Here is a 21,855-nt window from a genome sequence, read left to right as displayed (position 1 = left end):
AGCCCCCCCCGAGAGGTAAGGATAGGGGGTCTGGTCGCCGGATCATCCCCTCCCCATCTGTGCAGGCGAGGCGCCTTCCGGGGCGCTTCCAACAACCCTCATCGACAGGATTCAAGCCATGCTTGCCTTCATCCGCAACCTTATGGGTGTCAAGACCGACCAAGCCGTCCAGGGCGCCATGGAGGCGCTGGTGCGCTGGGATCCCAAATCCGCGACCGAGGCGGAACTGCGGACCATGGAGCAGCATCTGGACGGTCTGGGTCGGCAGGTGGCGGAAGCCCGCGCCATCTACGACCGCGAGCAGCGCGAAGCCGACGAGATCAAGGCCCTGTCGACCCAGCGCATGGCGGCGGCCGAGCATCTGCAGCGCCAGATCGACGCCCAGACCGATCCCGCCCGCAAGGCCGGCCTGGAAAAGAGCCTGGAGACCATCGTCGCCATGCTGGAGGAGATGGCCCCGGAGATCGAGCGCGAGGCCCGCGACGCGGTGGATGCCCGCGAGTTCCTGGAGATGCTGGAAAAGAACTATGCCGAGGCCGGCGCCAAGCTGAAGGCCGCCCGCGCCGAGCTGACCCGCGCCCAGCGCGACATGGGCCGCGCCGACCAGCAGCGCGCCATGGCCGAGCGTCAGGCCGAAGCCGCCCGTCAGGCCGCCGGCCTCGCCGGCGCCACCAGCGGCCTCTCGGTCGCGCTGAAGGCGATGCAGGACACGGCAGCCAAGGATTTGGCCGCCGCCGAAGCCGCGAACGCCAAGGCCAAGCTGCTGCGCCCCTCTGCCCCGGAAAAGGAAGACCCCAACATCGCCGCCGCCCTGGCTGCCGCGTCGGGCAAGGCCACCGCAACCAGCCTGTCCGACCGTCTGGCGGCGCTGAAGGCCAAGCAGGGCTGAGGGTTGGAGGGGATCGGTGGGGGAGACTCCGCCGATCCTTACCTCCTGGGGGAGTCCGGAGGCTTGACGTAATAACGCAAGTTATTACATTGTCCGGTGTTCCTGGGCTGAGGTCGCCATGCACACTGCCAAGCTGACGAAAATTGGAAACTCCACTGGATTGACTCTGCCGCGCGATGTTCTGGCAGCTGCCAATCTGGAACGTGGCGACGAGGTGGCGGTCGAGGTCAAGGACGGCCATATCGAGATATCCAAGGCCGATGATACCTATAATCGCGCACTGAATATCGGCCGGAGATTTTCCGCACGGTACCGCCGTACAATGGAAATTCTTTCAAAGTAGGCGGACGTGGACCAACCGACCGTCCGTGGGCGCCCCTATGTAAATCTTCCCTTGCAGGCTGTACTCGACCTGCATGGTGAATTGCTTGCCGAACATGGCGGAGCTCCCGGCATTCGTGACCTGGGAGCACTTGAGGCCTCGCTGGCACGCCCCTATCAGCTGATCGCTTACGGCGATGAACTGCTGACCATCTTTGATTTGGCTGCGGCCGCCTGCGCCAGCGTTTGCCGCAACCATCCTTTCGTAGATGGCAACAAACGAGCCGCTTTCGTCACGCTCGGCCTCATCCTGGGGCTCAACGGTTTTGAGCTTGATGCATCGGAACGTGAAGCCGCGGACGTCATCCTGGCGCTTGCTGCCGGCCAAATGGAAGAAGCAGCCTTTCGAAACTGGGTTGCCGATCACTCCTATGACATCAGTGACTTGGAATAAGGTGATTTCCAAATCCGGTTGACCCAAACCCTTACGTCTCGGGGGAAGCTACCTTCGCCGCCTTCGCCTTGCGAGCCGCCACCTCGAACGCCACGTCCTCGATCATCCCGGCGGTGAGCGAGGACAGGGCGGACTTCAGGCTCGGCCAGTGGTTCATGCGGGCGGTGTCGGCGACGGCGGCGTTCCTAGCCTTCAGGACGAGGCGGCGGCCGCCCTGGGGGGCTTCCTCCACCCGTTCCGGCTCCAGTTCGGCCAGCAGCGGGGCGGGGACCTTGCCCTTCAGGGCGTGCAGGACGGCAGCCCACAGCGCCGTCACGTCATCGGCGTCGGGCAGCGGGCCGAGATCGGCGAGGCCGGCTTCCACCGGGTCGGCGGGGGCGACGGTGTCGACCTTGCCGATGCGCCGGGCGCGGCGGCCGGCGCTGTGGCGTTCGCGCTCCAGATAGGTCTCGGCCGCCTCTTCCTCGTCCTTGGCGTGGAAATCGAGGGTCACGGCCTCGATCTTGCGGCCTTTCCGCTTCATCTTGTCTTCCGGCATGCTGACCCGGAAGGGGGCGAGCTGGTTCACCTCGGAGATGGCGCGGTCGATGGTGCGGGTGCGCAGGATGCCGAAATCCTTGTAGGCGCCCTCCGGCACGTTCATCAGCTTGCGCAGCGTGTCGATGTCCAGTTCCAGCGACGGATAATCCATCTGGTAGCGCTGCATGCCGATCTCATAGAGCTTCAGCGCATAGGTGCTGGTGACCTTGACCATCGCCGGCCCGGACAGCTTGGCCCACAGCTGGGACGAACGCTGGATTTCCAAGAAGGCGTCGGTGAACTGGAAATGGATGTCGGCGGCGTCGCTGTCCTCCTCCTCCTCCGGCCGGACATAGCTGGAGAGGATGCGCAGCTCGGCGCGCGACCGGCGGCCGCGGAAGGGGCCGATGACCACCAGGCTGGAATCGAAGATTTCCTTCAGCGCGTCGAAGATCCGCTCGTTGCCCTTGTGATTGCCGCGCACCACCCGCTTGGGCATACGGTAGAGCTTGTTGGCGAAATTCTGGCTGCCGGCCAGATGGATCATGAAGTTCAGCATCTTCTGCGCCGGCAGCGACAGGCGCGTGCCGTTGGCCGGATAGCTGTAGACCGCCTCCGCCGCCTTGATCAGATGCTTGTAGCCGTCGCGCTCGAAGGTGGCGCTGGCGACGCGGGCGGTGAGGCCGGCGACCGGAGCCGCGGATTCGGTGCCGACCGCCGGCAGGGCGGCCGCGGCACCGTCACCGTCGATCACCGCGCCGCCCGCCAGATCCTCCGGCCCCAGCACGACAAGGCCGGGAGCGGCCTTTGCCGAACCGGCCGTGACGGGCGCAGCCGCGTCCGACGGGACGGACTCCTCCGCCACCGCACCGCGCGCCTTCCTGCGCCCCGTCCCCGCCATCGCAACCCTCCGCCAGAATCGCGCGAGGCTAAATCAATCCTTACCCCAAAAACAAGTAAGGAAAGGGTCGCGCCATAGAATCCTGTTCATCCTTACATCCTGGGGGCGGAACCCTTACGCCCCGGGGGGTGTGCGACTCGCCCCCACCCGGTAAGGCTGTTTCCCCCACCCTGTAAGGAAGATTCGATGCGACTCGCGGACTCCTCTGGCTTTTCGCGCCGACGAATCCTCTTAAAAGGGAAAGGGAGAGCCAAGCGCCTGCTAAGTGTCGGATCTGCCAACGCTTCCCAAGTGCGAATCTCACCCGAAGTCCCCCTCCGGCATCCTTACACGATCCGAATCGGTCCGACTCGAGTCTGGGAAGCCTCCCCATGGAGCGTGCTCTATCCTTACTCCCTGGGGGCGTTCGGCCATTTTTGCTGTCCGGGGGTCCACGAACAAGCGCCATCCTTACGGCTTGGGGGCACTCACGGCCTGATCCGGGCCCCCAAGAGGTAAGGATCGGCGGATTCTGGAGATCTGCAGGGTCTTCTTCAGAGCCATGTAAGGACTCTCAAGGGCTTAAGTGCCCCCAGGATGTAAGGAAGCCCGCCCCCAAGCCGTAAGGATCGGGAGGCGGGCCGGTCGGTCGCAGGAGGCCGGGATCCAGCCCCCAAGCAGTAAGGATAGCGAACGGAATTTAAGCTAAACAGCTGATATGAAATGGTTTTTCAGTGGGCAGCCAGCAGGAACAGCCCCTGCCCCAGATAGAAGCTGGCGGTGCCCATCACCAGATAGCGGCTCCACAGGCGGAACTGCGCGTCGCTCATGCGGTCCAGCACGCGGCGGGAGAGATTCGTGCCCAGCAGCGCCATGGCGACCGACACCAGGATCACCGTCGATTCCACCGTTCCATCCACACCACCGGCGACCAACGAAGCGAAGTAAGCGATCTTCACCAGATGGCCGACCGACTGGATCGCGGCCTTGGTGGCGACCACGCTCTGGCGGGTCATGGCGCTGCGGACGAAGAACACGTCCAGCAGCGGGCCGGAGATGCCGGCGACCAGCTGCACCCCCATGCACAGGAAGCCGCCCACGAGGCCATGCAGCGGCTTCTGGGCGTCCAGGGCCCAGCGTGCGGGCACCGCCAGTGCAAGGAAGGGGGTCAGCCCCAGAATCAGCAGCGACACCGCCCGGTCCGGAATGGCGCCGACCAGGGCGAACAGCAACCCGGCCCCGGATCCGCCCAGCGCGAATCGCAGGATGATCGGCCAGACCACATGGCGCCGCCACAGCCATGCCCGCCAGCCGTTGGAGGCGAACTGGGTCACGCCATGCAGAAGCATCGCCGACGGCACCGGCAGCAGGATCAGCAGCAGGCCCATCAGCACCATGCCACCGGCCATGCCGAACAGGCCCGACAGAAACGAGGTCACGAGAACGGTAAGGCCAAGCCCCACCATCAGCGGAAGCGTCAGCATGAATCGGTCCAAATGTCGGAGATCAGGCTGAAAATCTCACATGCGCGCGGTTGCGCCGCAAACGGCATTGTTCGATGCTCAGCCTCAGGAAAAATTGGGGTCAAGTAAGGATGGACCGATGCGCCGCCTCCCTTCGCTGAACGGCCTGCGCGCGTTCGAGGCGGCGGCCCGCCATGGCAGCTTCACCGCCGCCGCGGCGGAACTGCACGTCTCCCAGGCCGCCGTCAGCCGGATGGTCAAGCTGCTGGAGGAACGGTTGGGTTTTCCCCTGTTCGACCGAAGGGCGAACACGCTGGTGCTGACCGAACGGGGCCGGGCGCTTCAGCCGACGCTGACCGAGGCGTTCGACGGCATCGCCCAGCGGGTGGAGCAGGTGTCTTCGATGCGGGCCGGGCCGGTGCTGACGGTGGGCATGGGGGCGACGGTGGCGGTGCGCTGGCTGATCCCGCGCCTGTCCAGCTTCCACATCGACCACCCGGAGATCGAGGTGCGGATCGCCACCGGCGGGGCCGGCGCGCCGATGAACGACGACTGGACCTGCGCCGTCCTGTTGGGTGACGGCCAATGGCCGGGCTACGAGACGGAGCGGCTGTTCTCCTCCAGCCTGCAGCCGGTCTGCGCGCCGCGGTTGGCGGCGGGACTGCGCAGGCCGGCGGATCTGGCTGCCGCCACCCTGCTGCACGTCTCCCATTGGGCGGAGGACTGGCCGCGCTGGCTCGCCGCCGCCGGGGTGGCGGATCCGGGGGCGGCTTCCGGAACAAGGGGGCTGTCCTTCGGCAGCTATGCCATGACGCTGCAGGCGGCCATCGACGGCGTCGGGGTGGCGCTGGCGCCGCGGCTCTACATCCTGGACGACATCGCCGCCGGGCGCCTTGCCACTCCCTTCGGACTGGCGGTGCCGATGGTCCATTCCTGGTATCTGGTCTATCGCGCATCCCGGCGCGAGGATGCCGGGCTGGCGCCCTTCCGCGACTGGCTCTATGCGCTGTGTGGCGAGGTGGAGTAGGCCCCTTTGTCTTTTTGGCGCATGGCCGGGCGGCACAATTCGCCGATGCGTTGCCTGCGGGTGCCGACATAGGGTGGCCGCTGTTTCCGTTTCGCTTCCCAGCAGTCATGACCCTACAGGACCGCGCGATGCCGCCCACCGCTGTTCCCCATCCGGCTGAAGACGCCGCCCATCCGGCCCTGTCGCGGTCGCTCGTCATGCTGATGGCGCTGGCCTGCGGGGTGGTGGTCGCGAACATCTACTATGCCCAGCCGCTGGTCGGACTGATCGGCCCGGCGGTCGGGCTGTCGCCGGAGACCGCGAGCCTCGTCGTCACCCTGACCCAGGTCGGCTATGGCGCCGGGCTGGTGCTGCTGGTCCCGCTGGGCGATCTGCTGGAGAACCGCCGGCTGGTGGTCGCGACGCTGTGCAGCACGGTGGCGGCGCTGCTGGTGGCGGCCGTCGCCCCCACCGCCTCGCTGTTCCTGGCGGCGGCCTTCCTGATCGGCGTCACCTCCGTCGCCGTGCAGATGCTGGTGCCGCTCGCCGCCCATATGGCGCCGGAGGCCTCGCGCGGGCAGGTGGTGGGCAATGTGATGAGCGGCCTGCTGCTGGGCATCCTGCTGGCCCGCCCGGTGTCGAGCCTGATCGCCGACAGCCTGGGCTGGCGTGCCGTGTTCGGCCTGTCGGCGGTGGTAATGGTGGGGTTCGCCATCCTGCTGTGGCGGGTGCTGCCGCAACGGCGGCCGCAGAGCCAATCCAGCTACGGCGCGCTGATCGGCTCGCTCGGGCGGCTGCTGGTGCGCACGCCGGTGCTGCAGCGCCGGACCGTCTACCAGACCATGATGTTCGCCGCCTTCAGCCTCTACTGGACCTCCGTGCCGCTTCTGCTGGCGGGGGCGCCCTTCCATCTCAGCCAGCGGGGGATCGCGCTGTTCGCGCTGTCGGGAGCGGCGGGCGCCCTGGTGGCGCCCATCGCCGGGCGGATTGCCGACCGCGGCTGGACCCGGCCGGCTACCGGTTTCGCACTGGCGATGGCGGCGCTGTCCTTCTTCGTCGCAAGAGCGGGAGAGGGCTCCATCGCGCTGCTGGTGCTGGCTGGGCTGCTGCTGGACATGGGCGTGCAGATGAACATGGTGCTGGGGCAGCGCGCGATCTATTCGCTGGGGGCGGAGACTCGCAGCCGGATGAACGCCATCTATATGGCGATCTTCTTCCTGGGCGGAGCGGCCGGCTCGGCGCTGGCCGGCTATGCCTTCGCCGTCGGCGGATGGGAGCCGGTGACCTGGATCGGCTTCGCCTTTCCCGCATTGGGCCTGCTGTTCTACCTGACCGAATTCCGTGGGCGGCCTGCCGCCTGACCCGATATCCAAGGAGACGATGCAATGGATCAACGTCCGCCCGATCAACGCCCGCTTGGCCATAGCGGCCTGACGGTGTCCCCGCTCTGCTTCGGCGGCAACGTGTTCGGCTGGACCGCCGACGAGGCGACCTCCTTCCGGCTGCTCGACGCCTTCGTCGATGCCGGCTTCAACTTCGTGGACACCGCCGACGTCTATTCGGCCTGGGCGCCCGGGAACACGGGCGGCGAGTCCGAGACCATCATCGGCAACTGGATGAAGAGCCGCGGCAACCGCGACCGCATCGTCGTGGCGACCAAGGTCGGATCGGAGATGGGGCCGGGGAAGAAGGGGCTGTCGCCTGCCTGGATCCGCACCGCGGTGGAGGATTCGCTGCGCCGTCTCCAGACCGACCGCATCGATCTCTACCAGTCCCACTGGGACGACCCGTCGACGCCGTTCGAGGACATGCTGGGCGCCTACAAGGAACTGATCGACCAGGGGAAGGTCCGCGCGATCGGCGCCTCCAACCTGACGGCATCCCGCCTGCGCGAGGCGCTGGAGGTCAGCGCCCGCACCGGCCTGCCCCGCTATGAGACCCTGCAGCCGGAATACAACCTCTACAGCCGCGAGGGCTACGAGGCGGAGCTGGAGGGGATTTGCCGGGAGAACGGGCTGGGCGTCATCAACTACTATTCGCTGGCCGCCGGCTTCCTGACCGGCAAGTACCGCTCCACCGAAGATGCCGGCAAGAGCGCGCGCGGCAATGGTGCGGTGTCGAAGTACCTGAACGACCGCGGCCGGGCGATCCTGGCGGCGCTGGACGAGGTCGCCGGCCGGCATGGGGCGACCCCGGCACAGGTGGCGCTCGCCTGGCTGATCGCCCGTCCCGGCCTGACGGCGCCCATCGTGAGCGCATCGAAGCCCGAACAGATGGGCGACCTGATCGCCGCGGCCAAGCTGCGCCTGGATGCCGAGGACATCGGACAGCTGGACCGCGCAAGCGCCTGGTAGGACGGACCAGCCGACGCGGCGGCGGATCCATCACCGCGCCGCGCTCCGTCCCCAATTGGAGTGGAACGAATGGAACAGTGTGAAACGGTTTTCCGGCGATGTTCCATTGTTCAACACGCGCCGCTCGACACGCGCGCAGGCGCAGGCGTCCGGCAGGCCGGAGGCGTGGTGTCGCAGTGGTGTGGGGGCATCGGCGCGGCGGGATGCAGTGGCTGACCATCGGCACGCCTCCACGGTCGGGAACGGACGGTTCCGTCATACCATGGCGGCAGGGCGAGGCTAAGCGTGGAGCGAAAAATCCCGTGCGGGGAGACCGTCAGCGGCGGACGACGCTGACCGAATGGGTCTTGGGAGCGGCCTTGGGAGTAACTTGGGAGGCGGAGCGGCCGGTGCGGGCGGCGATGGTGGCGCCCTGCAGGTTGCGCTGCCCGCGGCGCTGCTGCGCCAGTTCCACCTCGCGGCGGAAATTCGGGCCGAGCGCCTCGTAGGCGGCCTTCAGATCCGGGTCCTGCATCCAGAATTCACGTCGTTCCATGGTTTCCTCTTGAATTGGCTGGTCCTCGGCGGAACGCCGACCAAGCCCGCGGCATGCCGCCCGTGTCGAAGACGGTTCGGTGACGAGACATCCGATGTGTTTCACAGGATGACTCCCGGCGTCCTTATTTCAAGGCGGGGGCGGCATGACGAAGTGACAGGTTGGGGTGGTGAGTCTTGACTTCAAGATCCCTCCGGCGTCAGGCCGGGTGACTTTTCGAAAGCCTTAACGTCCTGCCTACCCCAAGGTTCCAGCCGAACCCTTTCCCGGCCGCGGGTTCTAGTACCCGCGGGCCGGGGTCCGAGATCCCCCTCTCCCCCCCTGGGGAGAGGGTCGGGGTGAGGGGGATGCACAACGTGGATTTGGTGGAGAATGGGGACTGCGCGATGCTTGAAGATCCTCGCTGCGCGCCCCCCTCACCCTAACCCTCTCCCCGGGGGGGAGAGGGGATTTTCGACCAAGAGAAAAGGAGAGGATCAGCCCAGCAGTCCGATGTCGCCGTAGGCGATGTGGTCGAAGCCCAGCCCGTAGACCGGCGAGGTCGCCGACAGGCTGAAGTCGTCCGCACCCGGATTGACGAAGCCCGGATTCAGCGTCACCGAGCCCTTGTCGTAGCCGGCAGCCTGCCAGTTCGACAGGGTGCCCCAGGCGCCGCTCGACATCACCTGCGGCCAGGCGTCGAACTCCTTCTCGGCAGTGTTCAGGCTGCTGTAGAAGTTGTTGTGGAGGTTGCCGACGCCGGCCGGGCCGTAGATGTGGACGGCGGTGCCCTCGCGCACGTCGATGACGTTGCCGGAGATGTCGTTCCCGCTCATCACCTTGCCCTTCCAGCCGCCCCAGGCGACGTCCTGCTGCAGGCCGATCTGGGCGCCGCTGTTGCCGGCGATGACATTCTCGGTGACCGTGTTGTTCCAGCCGCCATGCAGGAACACGCCGCCGATGTTGTCGTGGACGACGTTGCCCTTCACCGTGGCGCCGCTGGTCCAGTCGTCGAGATAGATGCCCCAGCTCGCCACGTCGCCCGACGGGTTGGTCGCGGTGGTGCCGGACACGTCGTTGTTGACGATGGTGTGACCGGTCAGGTCCTGCTGGCGGTTGATCAGGTAGATGCCGCCGCCGTCGTTCGATTCCAGGTTGGCGTCGATCACCTTGTTGAAGGCGATGGTCGCGCGGTAGGTCGCATCGCTGCCGTCCGTCTGGACCGAGCCGACGGCGATGGCCTTCTCCGGCGAGTCTTCGATCTGGTTGTGGGTGATCTTGACGTCGGAGCTGCCGTTGACCCAGATCCCGGCGTCGCCGCGGTCGGCGGCGTTCGGATGCTTGATCAGGTTGTCGGACACCACCGTGGCGTCGGAACCGGCCTTGACGAAGATGGCCTCGGCGCCGGTGCGTTCGAACTGGTTGCCGACGACCTGGCTGTTGGCGCTGTTCTGCACCGTGATGCCATAGCCGCCGCCCGACACGACATTGTTGGCGAAGGTCAGGCCGGCCGCATTGTCGGCGAAGACATAGTGGCCGTTCGCGACGCCGCCGGTGAAGGTCAGGCCTTCGATGGTCACGTCCTTGGCGCCGCCGATGCCGAACGACACGGACGCCTGCGCGCTGCCGTGGATCACCGCCTTCTCGTTGCCGTAGCCGGTGAAGGTGACTCCCGAATCCTGGCCGTCCAGCCAGATCGGGTTGTTCGGGTGATAGTCGCCGCCGCGCACATAGGTCGTGTCGATATCGCTCGACCGCATGGCCGACTGTGCCTTCTGCAGCGAGGCGAAGGGACCGTCGGTGCCGTCGGCATTGGGAGCCGCCAGCTTGCCCGACCAGCTGTCGTTGCCGTTCTTGGCGACGTAGAAGCCGGGGCCGCTCGGCTTCGGCACGCTGGGGGTGGGCTCGGTCGGCGTGGGCTCATTCGGCGCAGGCTGGGCGGGCGCGGGCTGAACGGGCGCCGGCTCCACCGGCGTGGGTTCGGCGGGCGCGGCCACCTCGTCCCCGGCGAAATAGCTCTTGCCGGCATTCACGACCAGCGCGCCGTTCCACCACAGGCCGTCCTGTCCGTCGACCACGTCGCGGCCGTCCAGCGCCCCCTTGTCGTAGGTGACGATGTCGTCGGTCGGCAGGACCGATTTGCCGTTGATCGTGATCTCGTTGACGATCAGGTTGCGGTCCGTGCCGTTCACATATCCGTCGTTGTCGTACTGGACCTGCACCTTGTGGGCTTGGTCCTCTGCGAGATCCGTCTTGAAGACGAAGTCCTTGGCCGTGGCACCCGTGGTGCCATCACCGATCTTCTTGCCGTCGACCAGCAGGGTGAAGTGCGCGTTGGCGGTGCCTTCGGCGGTCACGATGATGGTCGAGTTCCCGGAGGTCGTGGCCATTGATCCGTATCCTTAGCGGTTGCGATGCGGCGCCACGATGGTCGGACGGCTGGGGCATTGGTGAGGCATTTTTCCTGGAATCATCGAATAGGTGGTAAATTCTGTTACATTCCTGAGATCAATGGCAAATACATACGAAAGTTTATTAAACAGAATAGACAGTCGTTTTCGCAACAGTCTTAGATTTACCCCTTACGATGCTTGCAGATATTCGCCGATGATCTTCTACATAGCTTCCAGCAGGCTGTTTTCGCGCTCCGGATCAATAGGGCAGCAAACAGAAAAAAGGCCCCTCCCGGTCGGGGAGGGGCCTTTTCTGTCTGCAGCACAGCGGACCGACGGCGCGTCAGGTCATGCTGCGCAGCTCCTCCGAACGGGTGGAGCGCGAGGCGGCATAGTGGTCCTTGGCCAGCAGGGTGTAGACCGCCGGCAGGACGAACAGCGTGAACAGCGTGCCGATCAGCATGCCGGCCACGATGACGAGGCCGATGGAGAAGCGGCTGGCGGCACCGGCACCCGCCGCGGTCAGCAGCGGAAGCAGGCCGACCACCATCGCCGCGGTGGTCATCAGGATCGGGCGCAGGCGGACGCGGGCCGCGTGCTCGATCGCGGTGCGGCGGTCCACGCCTTCGTTCAGCTGCATCTCGCGGGCGAATTCCACCAGCAGGATGCCGTGCTTGGAGATCAGGCCGATCAGCGTCACCAAACCCACCTGGGTGTAGATGTTCATGGTGGCGAGGCCGAAGAACAGCGGCAGCAGCGCGCCGCAGATCGACATCGGCACCGACACCAGGATCACCAGCGGGTCGCGCAGCGATTCGAACTGCGCCGCCAGCACCAGATAGATGACGACCAGCGCAAAGGCGAAGGTGACCATCAGCTGGCTGCCCTCGGTCACGAACTGCCGCGATTCCGACAAATAGGCGTGGTTGAAGCCGGCCGGCAGGTTGATGCGCGCCTGCTCCTCCAGGAAGTCGACGACCTGGCCCATGGAGACGCCCGGCATCGGCACGGCGGAGAAGGTGGCCGACGGCAGCTGGTTGTACTTGTTCAGCGCGTTAGGCTCCACCGCCGTTTCCACCGACACCACGGTGGACAGCGGGATCTGGGCGCCGGAACCTGAGGTGACGTAATAGCCGGTCAGCGATTCCGGCGTCAGGCGGTCGGCCCGCGGCACCTGCGGAATGACCTCGTAGGAGCGGCCGTTCAGGTTGAAGCGGTTGACGTAGTTGCCGCCGACCAGCACCGACAGCGTGCTCGACACCGACTGCATGGTCAGGCCGAGGTCGGCCGCCTTGGCGCGGTCGATCTTCAGCCGGACGACCGGGCTGTCATATTGCAGGTCGCTGTCGGTGATGATGAACATGCCGCTCTTGGTGGCGGCGTCCTTGATCCGCTCGATGGCGTCGTAGATCGTCCGGTAATCGCCGGGGCTGGAGATCACCATCTGCACCGGGAGGCCGCCGGTGGAACCGGGCAGGGCAGGGGGCGAGACCAGGAACACGTTGATGCCCGTCACCTTGCTCAGCTCCGCCTGGGCCAGCGGCTGCAACTCCTTGGCCGACCGCTCGCGCTCGTCCCACGGCTTCAGGATCATGCCGGCGAAGCCCTGGTTCAGGGTGGGCATGCCGGTCAGGACGAAGCGGGTGTCGGTTTCGGGGAAGCTGGCGAAGGTCTCGTCGATCTGCTTCCCGAAGCTGTCGATATAGTCGAGGTTGGCGTATTGCGGCGCCTTGGAGATGCCGAACAGGATGCCCTGGTCCTCTTCCGGCGCCAGTTCCGACATGGTGTTGGCGAACAGGTAGCCGACGCTGGCCAGGATGCCGACCGCGAACAGCAGCGTGGCCGCCCTATAATCCAGCGTGCCGTGCAGCCGCCGCTCGTACCAGTCCGCCAGCTTCTCGAACTGGCGGTCGAGGAAGGCGGCGAAACGGCCCTGGGACCCACCCTCCTTGAGGATGACGGAGCACATCATCGGCGACAGCGTCAGTGCCACGATGCCCGACACGATCACCGACGCGGCGAGCGTGAAGGCGAACTCGCGGAACAGCGCGCCGGTCAGGCCGCCCAGCAGGCCGATGGGCGCATAGACCGCCGCCAGGGTGATGGTCATGGAGACGACCGGCCCGACGATCTCCCGCGCACCGATCAGCGATGCGGCGACCGCCGATTTTCCGTGCTCGATATGCCGGTGGATGTTCTCCACCACCACGATGGCGTCGTCCACCACGAGGCCGATGGCGAGCACCATCGCCAGCAGCGTCAGCAGGTTCAGCGAGAATCCCATCGCCAGCATGAAGCTGGCGGCGCCGATGATGGACAGCGGGATGGTGACGATCGGGATCAGCACCGACCGGAAGGACCCCAGGAACAGGAAGATGACGACGATGACGATGGCGACCGCCTCGAGCAGCGTCTTCACCACCTCGTCGATGGAGGCCTGGATGAAGCGCGTGCTGTCATAGACGATCTCCATCTTCATGTCCGGCGGCAGGTTGCGCCGCAGGTCCGGCTCCATCTTGCGGATGTCGGCGACGATGTTCAGCGGGTTGCCGGTGGGGGTGGCGTCGACGCCGATGAAGATCGCCTGCTGCCCGTTCATTGCCACGCTGGCGTCGAAGCTGCGGGAACTGAGCTCGACCGTGGCGATGTCGCGCATGCGCACCAGCGCCCCGTCCTTGGCCTTCACCACCATGTCGCGGAACTGCTCGACGTCGGTCAGGCCGGTGTTGGCGGTGACGTTGGAGATGACGAAGACGCCCTTGGTCTGGCCGGGCGCCGACTGGTAGTTGTTGGCGGTGACTGCGGCCGACACGTCGGCGGGCGAGATGCCGCGCGCCGCCATCTTGACCGGGTCCAGCCACAGGCGCATGGCGAAGGTCTGCCCGCCCAGGATCTGGGCGCGCGCCACGCCGTCCACCGTGGACAGCACCGGCTGCACCACGCGGGTCAGATAGTCGGAGATCGCCGCCCCCGACAGGTCGGGGCTGGAGAAGCCCATATAGAGGATCGAGGTCGTCTCGCCGGTCGATTTCAGGATGACCGGGTCGTTGGCCTCGCGCGGGAGCTGGTACTTGACCTGGTTGACCTTCGCCATCACGTCGGTCATCGCGACGTTGGGATCGAAGTTCAGCCGGACATAGGCGGTGACGACGCTCTGCCCCTGGGTGGAGGAGGAGGTCAGGTAGTCCAGCCCCTCGGCCGAGGACACCGCCTGTTCGATCGGCGTGGCGATGAAGCCCTGCATCAGTTCGGGCGAGGCGCCGGGATAGCTGGTGGTGACGGTGATGACCGTGTTCTGCAACTGCGGATACTGCCGGATCGGCAGCTCCAGCATCGCGCGGGCCCCGACCAGCAGGATCAGCAGGCTGACCACGACGGACAGGATGGGCCGGCGGATGAAGATGTCGGTGAAATTGCCCATGGCGTCGGCCTCAGTTCTGCGGCAGGGACTGCGGCGGGGTCAGCGGGTTGTTTTCGGCCGGGACGACGGCGGCGCCGTTGGCGAGCTTCAGCTGGCCCGACACCACGACGCGGTCGCCGGGGTTGATGCCGCTGCGGATCTCCACCCGGTTGGCCAGACGGTCGCCGGTCTTCACCGCCTTGCGCTCCACCACCAGCTGCTCCTTGCCGTCCGGGGTCTTCTGCGACGACGCCACGAACACGGAATCGCCGTAGACGGTGTAGTCCACCGCGGTTTCCGGAACGGTCAGGGTGTTGGGCTGCGGCGGCAGGACGACGCGGACATTGGCGAACATGCCGGGCCGCAGCAGGCGCTCGCGGTTGTCCATGGTCGCCTGCACCTTGACCGCGCGGGTGTCGGCGCTGACCTGCGGCTCGATGGTGGTGATCTTCGCCCCGAAATCGCGGCCCGGCAGGGCATCGACGTTGATCAGCACGTCCTGGCCGACCGACAGCTTGGGGAAGGCCTGCTCCGGCAGGGTGAAGTTGATGTAGAGCTGCGACAGGTCGGTCAGCGTGACGATGGTGGCGCCGGGATTGACGTAATCGCCGACATTCACCTGCCGGATGCCCAGATCGCCGTCGAACGGCGCCTTGATCAGCTTCTGGCCGATCAGGGCGCTCGTGCGCTTCATGTTGGCGTTGATCTCGTCGAGCTGCGCCTGATACTGGTCGACGTTGCTCTGGGGCGTGGCCTGGCTGCGGCGCAGGTCGCGGTAGCGTTCCAGGTTCAGCTCCGCCAGCCGCGCCTGGGCGCGCTGGGCCAGCAGGTCGGCCTGCTCCGTGGCGTCGTTCAGCTGCACCAGCGGATCTCCAGCCTTGACGCGGGCACCCGATTCGAAGGGGATGCGGTCCACACGGCCCGCGACCTCGGGCGCCACCGTCACCTGACGCGCCGCCTGCAGCGTGCCGATGGCGGACATGTATTTCGGCACCGTCTGCACCGTCGCCTCCGCCAGCGCCACCGGGGTGGGCGGCGGCTTGTTGTTGGCGAAGAAGTCGGCGATGGCCTTGGCGCGGAAGGTGTTGAAGCCGTACAGCGCCGCCCCCAGCAGCCCCAGCACCACCAGCATGATGATGATGCGCACGGTCAGCCGCCCGCGGGTGACGGGCTTGCGCGGGGGGCGCGGCGGGGACGGCGGCGTGCCGTGGCCCGGCTCCGACGCCGGATGCCCGAACGACGTCTCGGTCTTTGGCGAATGATCCAGGGTCACGATCGGCTACTCCGCTCTCTCGGGTGTGGATTCGTCATTTCTTGGTCCGCCTTCCGGCGGCGGTGGGGGAGGCACGAAGACCAGATGTCCGCAGCGCTCCTGCTCGGCAATGGCCTCGTCGCGCAAGCCTAGTCCACGCAGGATGAACCATGCGGTCCGCCGTGCAAGCTCTGGACGGCCGCAGCTGTAGGGAACCACCGTGCCGCCGGACAGGCAGACGGTCGCCATCATCTCGCAGAGATGTTCGGCAAGCCAGAGCCCGCTCTCCGCATCGATCGGGCCGGGCACCAGATCGCCGTCGGCGATGGCGGCCTCGATGGAGGCGGTGAAGCAGGGCAGGAACCGGCTGCGGATTCCCTCATAGACCTGCCGCATGAACTCGCCGTCTTCCAGCAGGCTGATGATCGAAAGGCGCTGGCGGGCCCGTTCGTTGGCGTTGGCCGGGACCTCCATCACGAAATAGCCGACCAGCCCCTGGATCATCTGCACCAGCGTCGCGGTGCCCGGCGGCAGGGCGATCAGCCGCTCATATTCCGGGTCGCCGTCGACGCAGCTGAGGAAGATCGCCTCGTAGAGCGAGGCCTTGGACGGGAAATGCTTGAAGATCAGGCCTTCGGACACACCGGCGGCCTGCGCGATCTCCTTCGTGGTGGTCGCGGCGAAGCCCTTGCGCGCGAAAAGCGGCAAGGCGGCATCGACGATGGCCCGCCGCCGGGCGCGGCTGTCCAGGCGTGGAGCCATGGGCTGCGGTCTTTCAAAAACTGGATATATTAGGGAAGTGAGCGCACACTCACCTCAGTCGGGCGGTTTGTACACCGGCCCGATGCGCTTGTCCATCGGGTGCGCGTTGTCCGCTTTCCCTGTCCGTCACATCGGATCGTGGCGTGAACGCCTGTCAGCCGTCATTCCCGCGAAGGCGGAAATCCAAGCTTCGCAAGCCCTGCACTGGAAAGTCTGGATCCCCGCCTTCGCGGGGATGACGGCCGAGAGACGTTGTCCGTAAGCGTCCGGCCTCACCCCATCCCCAGCCGTTCCTTCAGCGGCCCCAGGAAGCGGCGGCTGACCGGCACGGTGTGGCCGCCGGTGGTCAGGATCTCCGCCAAGCCGCCATCGACGAAATGGATTTCGCGAATGCGTTCCGGGTTGACCAGGAACTGGCGGTGGCAGCGGAACAGCTGGCTCTTTTCCTGGATGGTGTGGAGCGTCAGTTCGGTGAAGCGCTCCTGCCCGTCCTCTCCCACTACATAGACGCCGGCCGGGCGGGAGACGACATACTCGACGTCCGCCAGCTTCATCAGGGTGATGCGGTTGACCCCGGTGCAGGGGATGTGGCGCAACTCGGCCGCCCCCGGCAGCACGCCGACCTCCTGCGGGGCATGCTGCCGGCGCAGGCGCTGCAGGGTCTTCGCCAGCCGCGCCGGGTCGGCCGGCTTCAGCAGGTAGTCGAAGGCATGCTCCTCGAAGGCCTTGACGGCATACTCGTCATGGGCGGTCAGGAAAACGATCCGCGGCATGCGGTCGGGGTCGAGCATGCTCAACATCTCCAGCCCGCTGACCCGCGGCATCTGGATGTCGAGGAACACCACGTCCGGGGCCTGCCGGTTGATGGCGCCGATCGCCTCGATGGCGTTGGCGCATTCGCCGACGACGCGGATGTCGGCGGCCTCCTCCAGCATCCGGCGCAGTTCCTCCCGCGCCAACGGTTCGTCGTCGACGATCAGGATGTTCATCATGGGCAGACCATCAAGGAGAAGACCATCAGGGAGAGGGCCATCACGCGGGAACCGTTTCTTCGACAGGCAGGGGCAGGCGCAGGGTGACCCGGGTGAAGACGTCGGGATCGCAGGCGATCGAGACGCCGTACGCCTCACCGTAGCGGTTGCGGATGCGGCGGTCGACGATGGTCATCCCCAACCCGTCGCCGCCCGGCTTGGCCTCGTAAAGCCCGGCATTGTCCTCCACCGACAGCAGCAGGTCGCCGCCCTCCCGCTTCGCGGCGATCCGGACATGGCCGTCGCCGAGAAGCTGCGCCGTGCCGTGCTTGATCGCATTCTCCACCAGCGGCTGGAGCGAGAAGGCCGGCAGCGCCGCATGGCGCAGGTCGTCCGGCACGTCGATCTCCACCGCCAGCCGGCCGGTGAAGCGCGCCAGCTCGATCTGCAGATAGGCGCTGACATGCTCGACCTCGTCGGCCAGGGTCGCCGTCTCGCTGGGGCGCTTCAGGTTCTTGCGGAAGAAGGTGGACAGGTTCTGCACCAGCTGGCGCGCCCGTTCCGGATCGTTGCGGATGACGGCGGAGATCGTGTTCAGCGCATTGAACAGGAAATGCGGGTTCACCTGCGCATGCAGCAGCTTGATCTCCGACTGGGCCAGCAGGGCCTTCTGCTGCTCGTAGCGGCCGGCCAGGATCTGGTTGGACAGCAGCCGGGCCACGCCTTCGCCGAGCGTCCGGTTGATGGTGGAGAAGATCTTCGTCTTCGGCTCGTACAGCTTGATGGTGCCGATCACCCCGCCATCCTCGCCCACCAGCGGGATCACCAGCGCCGCCCCCAGCCGGCAGGCCGGACTGATCGAGCAGCGATAGGCCACCTCGTTGCCGTCGGCATAGATCACCTGGTTGTTGGCGATGGCCTGATGAGTCTGGCGCGAGCTGATCGGCGTGCCGGGCAGATGGTGGTCGTCGCCGATGCCGATGAAGGCCAGCAGCTTTTCCCGGTCGGTGATGGCGACGGCGCCGACGCCGGTCTCCTCATAGATGATGCGGGCGACGCGGGTGCTGTTCTCGCTGTTGAAGCCGCCGCGCAGCACGCCGTCGCAGCGCGCGGCGATCTTCAGCGCCTTGGCGGAAAAGGCGCTGGACTGCTTCTCGTCCAGGACGCGCCGCTCCAGCAGGATGCGCATGAACAGCGCCGCGCCCAGCGTGTTGGCGACGATCATCGGCGCCGCCACCACCTCCACCAGATGCACAGCCGCCTCGAAGGGCCGCGCCACCGCCAGGATGATCAGCATCTGCACCAGTTCGGCGACGAAGGTGACGGCGCCGACGCGCAAGGGGTTGAACAGCGGCTCGATCCGGCCGTGGCGCACCATGTGGCGATGGACCAGCCCGCCGATCAGCCCCTCCGCCATGGTGGAGATGGCGCAGGCAACCGCCGACATGCCGCCCAGCGAATAGCGGTGCATGCCCCCGGTCAGCCCGACCGCCAGCCCCACCGACGGCCCGCCGAAGATGCCGCCCAGCACCGCGCCGATGGCGCGGGTGTTGGCGATGCTGTCGTCGATGTGCAGGCCGAAATAGGTGCCCATGATGCAGAAGATCGAGAAGATCACGTAGCAGGCCAGCTTGTGCGGCCAGCGCACCGTCACATGGGTCAGCGGCAGGAACAGCGGCGTCCGGCTCAGCAGATAGGCGATCACCAGATAGACGCACATCTGCTGAAGCAGGGAGAGGATCAGGGTGAAGGGTTCGACAGGCATGGCGGCATTCCCGGCAGCCGCCGCGGACATCGGGCGCTGCTCGGCCGCCATCCTACATCAGCATGCCATCGCCGCCGATGGGACATCCTTGCATCTCTGGCGATAGCCGGCGGCGGTTACCGCCGATGCGGAACCGGATGCAGCAGCGCCAGCGACGGGGTGGCCGCATCGCGCATCGCCGCCTCCCATTCCGTCATGGTGACGAAGCGGTATCCCCGCCGCTCCCCCTCCTCCAGGATCGCCGGCAGCGCCGCGACGGAAGCGGCCTTGGTGCTGTGCATCAGCACGACGGCGCCCGGCGCCAGCCGCTCGACAACGCGGCGGCTGATGATTTCGGGGCCGGTGTCCTTCCAATCCTGGCTGTCGGCGGTCCACAGCACCGTCGCCATGCCATGCCTGCGCGCCAGCGCCGCCAGCGCATCGTCGACATCGCCGTAGGGCGGCCGGAACCACGTCGCCTGCACGCCGACGGACGCCAGCGCCGCCTCCGCCTGCGCCAGATTCCATTCGCGCCGGGCCGGCTTCAGGTCGGTGGTCATCGGGTGGGTCTGGGTGTGGCTGCCGACCTCGTTGCCCGATGCCGCGACTAGCCGGGCGATGTCCTGGTGGGCGGGGATCTTGGCGCCGATGTAGAAGAAGGTCGCCCTCGCCCCATGGGCCCGCAGGATGTCGAGAATGCGCGGGTCGTTGGCGTCCGGCCCGTCGTCGATGGTCAGCGCCACGACATTGGTCCCCGGCAGCGTCAGATCGACCTGTTCGAGGTCGAGGTCGGACCCCGGAATCAGATGCTCCGTCTCGAAGGGAGCGGCGCCATGGGTGGCGGCATAGCTGCGCTGTCCGGCCATGGCGGAGGAGGCCAAGGTGGAGACGGGCAAGGCCACCACCAGCCCCAGCAGAAGGACGGCGCGGCGGAGAAGGGTCATCATCGCAAGGCACGCAAGGGAAGGTCGGCGCCCCTCTACACCTTATAAAGGGGTAGGGCGGGCTGGGTGCGCGAGCTTTGCTCCCGGCGGCGATGATGGACAAGCGATTTCTCGGGGGCTTCGGCCAGCCCCCCCGCGCTCAGCCGAACAGCCCCTTGCACGTCTCCCGCAGCAGGTTCTTCTGCACCTTGCCCATGGCGTTGCGCGGAAGCTCCTCCATGAAGGCCACCGCCTTCGGCACCTTGAAGTTGGCGAGCTGCTCCCGGCAGGCGCGGATCACCGCCGCCTCGTCCACCGTTCCGGCGCCCGCCCGGCGCATCACCACCGCCATCACCGCCTCGCCGAAGTCCGGGTGCGGGACGCCGATCACCGCCGACTCCACCACGCCGTCGATGGCGTCGATCACCGTCTCCACCTCCTTGGGGTAGACGTTGAAGCCGCCGGAGATCACCAGATCCTTGGCACGGCCGATGATGTGGACATAGCCGCGTTCGTCGATCCGCCCGACATCGCCGGTGATGAACCAGCCGCCGGGGCGGAACTCCTGCGCCGTCTTCTCGGGCATGCGCCAATAGCCGGAAAAGACGTTCGGCCCCTTCACCTCCAGCACGCCGATCCCGTCATCCGCGACCGGCTCCCCCGTCTTCTCGTCCACCACCCGCACCGACACCTCGGGCAGGGGGGAGCCGACGGTGCCGGGAATGCGGTCGCCGTCCAGCGGGTTGGAGGTGAGCATTCCGGTCTCGGTCATGCCATAGCGCTCCAGGATGGCGTGGCCGGTGCGCTCGCGGAACTCCCGATGGGTGTCGGCCAGCAGCGGGGCGGAGCCGCTGATGAACAGCCGCATATGGGCCGCCGCCTCCGGCGTCAGGCGCGGGTCGGCCAGCAGGCGGGTGTAGAAGGTCGGCACCCCCATCATCACGGTGGCCCGCGGCAGCAGGCGGAAAACGGCGTCGGCGTCGAACTTGGGCAGGAACAGCATGCCGGTGCCGTTCATCAGCACGCAGTTGGTGGCGACGAACAGCCCGTGGGTGTGGAAGATCGGCAGGGCGTGCAGCAGCACGTCGTCCGGCCGGAACCCCCAGATGCGGTGCAGGGTGGCGGCGTTGGAGGACAGGTTGCGGTGGCTCATCATCGCCCCCTTCGACCGCCCCGTGGTGCCGGAGGTGTAGAGGATCGCCGCCAGATCGTCCGCCGCGCAAGGCACCGTCGCGAAGTCCGCATCCAGCCCCGCCGCCCGCTCCGGAAGGCTGCCGTCACCATCGGTCCCCAGCGTCAGCAGGGTCCCCACCCCGGCGCCCTTCGCGGTGTCGGCCAGCGCCGCCGCATTGCCCGGCGTGCAGACGAAGACCCTCGGCTCCGCATCGCCCAGGAAATAGCCAAGCTCGGCCTTGGTATAGGCGGTGTTCAGCGGCAGATAGGCCGCCCCGGCGCGCAGGCAGGCGAGATAGAGGAAGACCGCCTCCGCCGACTTCTCCACCTGCACCGCCACGCGGTCGCCCTTGGCCACACCCAGCCCCACCAGCAACCGGGCATAGCGTCCGCTGATCTCCATCAGGTCGCGATAGCCGTAGCGTCGTCCGGACTCCAGCTCGATGAACGGGGCGTCGGCATCGGCGGGGAAGCGCGCGGCGGCGATGTCGAAGAAGTTGTCGGTCATTCTCGGTCGGCCCCCTGCGGAACGGATCGCCCATCATACACCGGCGCAGGGCAGGCGGAATCCCCTCTCCTCCCTGAGAGGGGGGGAGAGAGGCCACACCCACGCAACGCATGACTGTGGGACGCCCCACATCGGCGCCTCCGGACAATGAGGAGAACATCTGTTCTTTCACTCAACCGAAACGGCGCTGCTCACCGATCATTCTCCGATACAGCAAAAATGTGTGAGCAACTGATTATTTCCAGTGGAAACCCCTGGAGTGCTCGCGTAAGCACGACTTACGTTGCGGGAAAATCCATTCATCAAAACAACTTTTCCATCCGCGTATC

At 66.6% G+C, this 21,855-nt stretch carries 17 protein-coding genes; 6 read left to right on the top strand and 11 right to left on the bottom strand.

Features of this window, described 5'->3' with window-relative positions:
• Positions 1-118: 118 nt before the first annotated feature.
• The 3 genes from VD964_RS00440 (at position 119) to VD964_RS00430 (ending at position 1,664) form a co-directional block, all read left to right on the top strand.
• Positions 119-889, top strand: a complete 771-nt coding sequence (locus VD964_RS00440) for a hypothetical protein (RefSeq protein WP_324864409.1) — start codon at positions 119-121, stop codon at positions 887-889.
• 118 nt (positions 890-1,007) lie between these two features.
• Positions 1,008-1,232 carry an AbrB/MazE/SpoVT family DNA-binding domain-containing protein gene (locus tag VD964_RS00435; protein ID WP_324864407.1) on the top strand — a complete coding sequence of 75 codons (225 nt, stop codon included), beginning with the start codon at positions 1,008-1,010 and terminating at the stop codon, positions 1,230-1,232.
• A 6-nt stretch (positions 1,233-1,238) separates the two neighbouring features.
• Positions 1,239-1,664 (top strand): type II toxin-antitoxin system death-on-curing family toxin, encoded by a 426-nt coding sequence (locus VD964_RS00430; protein WP_324864405.1) that lies wholly within the window; start codon positions 1,239-1,241, stop codon positions 1,662-1,664.
• 31 nt (positions 1,665-1,695) lie between these two features.
• On the opposite strand, the gene VD964_RS00425 is transcribed toward VD964_RS00430, so the two are convergent.
• Positions 1,696-3,084, bottom strand: a complete 1,389-nt coding sequence (locus tag VD964_RS00425; RefSeq protein ID WP_324864403.1) for a replication initiation protein — start codon at positions 3,082-3,084, stop codon at positions 1,696-1,698.
• Between the two features lie 710 nt (positions 3,085-3,794).
• On the bottom strand, positions 3,795-4,547 hold the full coding sequence (locus tag VD964_RS00420; protein WP_324864401.1) for a sulfite exporter TauE/SafE family protein: 753 nt from the start codon (positions 4,545-4,547) through the stop codon (positions 3,795-3,797).
• Positions 4,548-4,665: 118 nt separating this feature from the next.
• Here VD964_RS00420 and VD964_RS00415 point away from each other — a divergent pair, with 118 nt between their 5' ends.
• The 3 genes from VD964_RS00415 to VD964_RS00405 all read left to right on the top strand — a co-directional run bounded on the left by VD964_RS00415 (position 4,666) and on the right by VD964_RS00405 (position 7,886).
• Positions 4,666-5,553 (top strand): LysR substrate-binding domain-containing protein, encoded by an 888-nt coding sequence (locus VD964_RS00415; protein ID WP_324864398.1) that lies wholly within the window; start codon positions 4,666-4,668, stop codon positions 5,551-5,553.
• A gap of 128 nt (positions 5,554-5,681) precedes the next feature.
• Positions 5,682-6,893, top strand: a complete 1,212-nt coding sequence (locus VD964_RS00410; protein WP_324864396.1) for an MFS transporter — start codon at positions 5,682-5,684, stop codon at positions 6,891-6,893.
• Positions 6,894-6,917: 24 nt separating this feature from the next.
• Entirely contained in the window at positions 6,918-7,886 is a 969-nt protein-coding gene (locus tag VD964_RS00405) for an aldo/keto reductase (protein WP_324864394.1), read from the top strand.
• A 316-nt stretch (positions 7,887-8,202) separates the two neighbouring features.
• On the opposite strand, the gene VD964_RS00400 is transcribed toward VD964_RS00405, so the two are convergent.
• The 9 genes from VD964_RS00400 to VD964_RS00360 all read right to left on the bottom strand — a co-directional run bounded on the left by VD964_RS00400 (position 8,203) and on the right by VD964_RS00360 (position 21,526).
• Positions 8,203-8,421 carry a hypothetical protein gene (locus tag VD964_RS00400; RefSeq protein WP_324864392.1) on the bottom strand — a complete coding sequence of 73 codons (219 nt, stop codon included), beginning with the start codon at positions 8,419-8,421 and terminating at the stop codon, positions 8,203-8,205.
• A 476-nt stretch (positions 8,422-8,897) separates the two neighbouring features.
• Positions 8,898-10,790 carry a right-handed parallel beta-helix repeat-containing protein gene (locus VD964_RS00395; RefSeq protein WP_324864390.1) on the bottom strand — a complete coding sequence of 631 codons (1,893 nt, stop codon included), beginning with the start codon at positions 10,788-10,790 and terminating at the stop codon, positions 8,898-8,900.
• A gap of 346 nt (positions 10,791-11,136) precedes the next feature.
• Positions 11,137-14,214 (bottom strand): multidrug efflux RND transporter permease subunit, encoded by a 3,078-nt coding sequence (locus tag VD964_RS00390; RefSeq protein WP_324864388.1) that lies wholly within the window; start codon positions 14,212-14,214, stop codon positions 11,137-11,139.
• Positions 14,215-14,224: 10 nt separating this feature from the next.
• The gene (locus VD964_RS00385; RefSeq protein WP_324864386.1) at positions 14,225-15,466 is read right to left on the bottom strand and encodes an efflux RND transporter periplasmic adaptor subunit; all 1,242 of its coding nucleotides are present in this window, start codon (positions 15,464-15,466) and stop codon (positions 14,225-14,227) included.
• Between the two features lie 6 nt (positions 15,467-15,472).
• Positions 15,473-16,207, bottom strand: a complete 735-nt coding sequence (locus tag VD964_RS00380; RefSeq protein ID WP_324864384.1) for a helix-turn-helix domain-containing protein — start codon at positions 16,205-16,207, stop codon at positions 15,473-15,475.
• 272 nt (positions 16,208-16,479) lie between these two features.
• Positions 16,480-17,199, bottom strand: a complete 720-nt coding sequence (gene btsR / locus VD964_RS00375) for a two-component system response regulator BtsR (RefSeq protein ID WP_324864382.1) — start codon at positions 17,197-17,199, stop codon at positions 16,480-16,482.
• 40 nt (positions 17,200-17,239) lie between these two features.
• A complete protein-coding gene (locus tag VD964_RS00370) occupies positions 17,240-18,943 on the bottom strand; it encodes a sensor histidine kinase (protein ID WP_324864380.1) in 1,704 nt (567 codons plus the stop codon).
• A 116-nt stretch (positions 18,944-19,059) separates the two neighbouring features.
• Positions 19,060-19,869, bottom strand: coding sequence for a polysaccharide deacetylase family protein (locus tag VD964_RS00365; RefSeq protein WP_324864378.1), 810 nt, complete (start codon positions 19,867-19,869; stop codon positions 19,060-19,062).
• Between the two features lie 136 nt (positions 19,870-20,005).
• Entirely contained in the window at positions 20,006-21,526 is a 1,521-nt protein-coding gene (locus VD964_RS00360; protein WP_324864376.1) for a malonyl-CoA synthase, read from the bottom strand.
• Positions 21,527-21,855: the final 329 nt, after the last annotated feature.

Source organism: Azospirillum sp. (assembly GCF_035628975.1).
GTDB lineage: Bacteria > Pseudomonadota > Alphaproteobacteria > Azospirillales > Azospirillaceae > Azospirillum.
The sequence above is the reverse complement of the archived record's forward strand: the minus strand, read 5'-3'. Positions and strand labels throughout refer to the sequence as shown.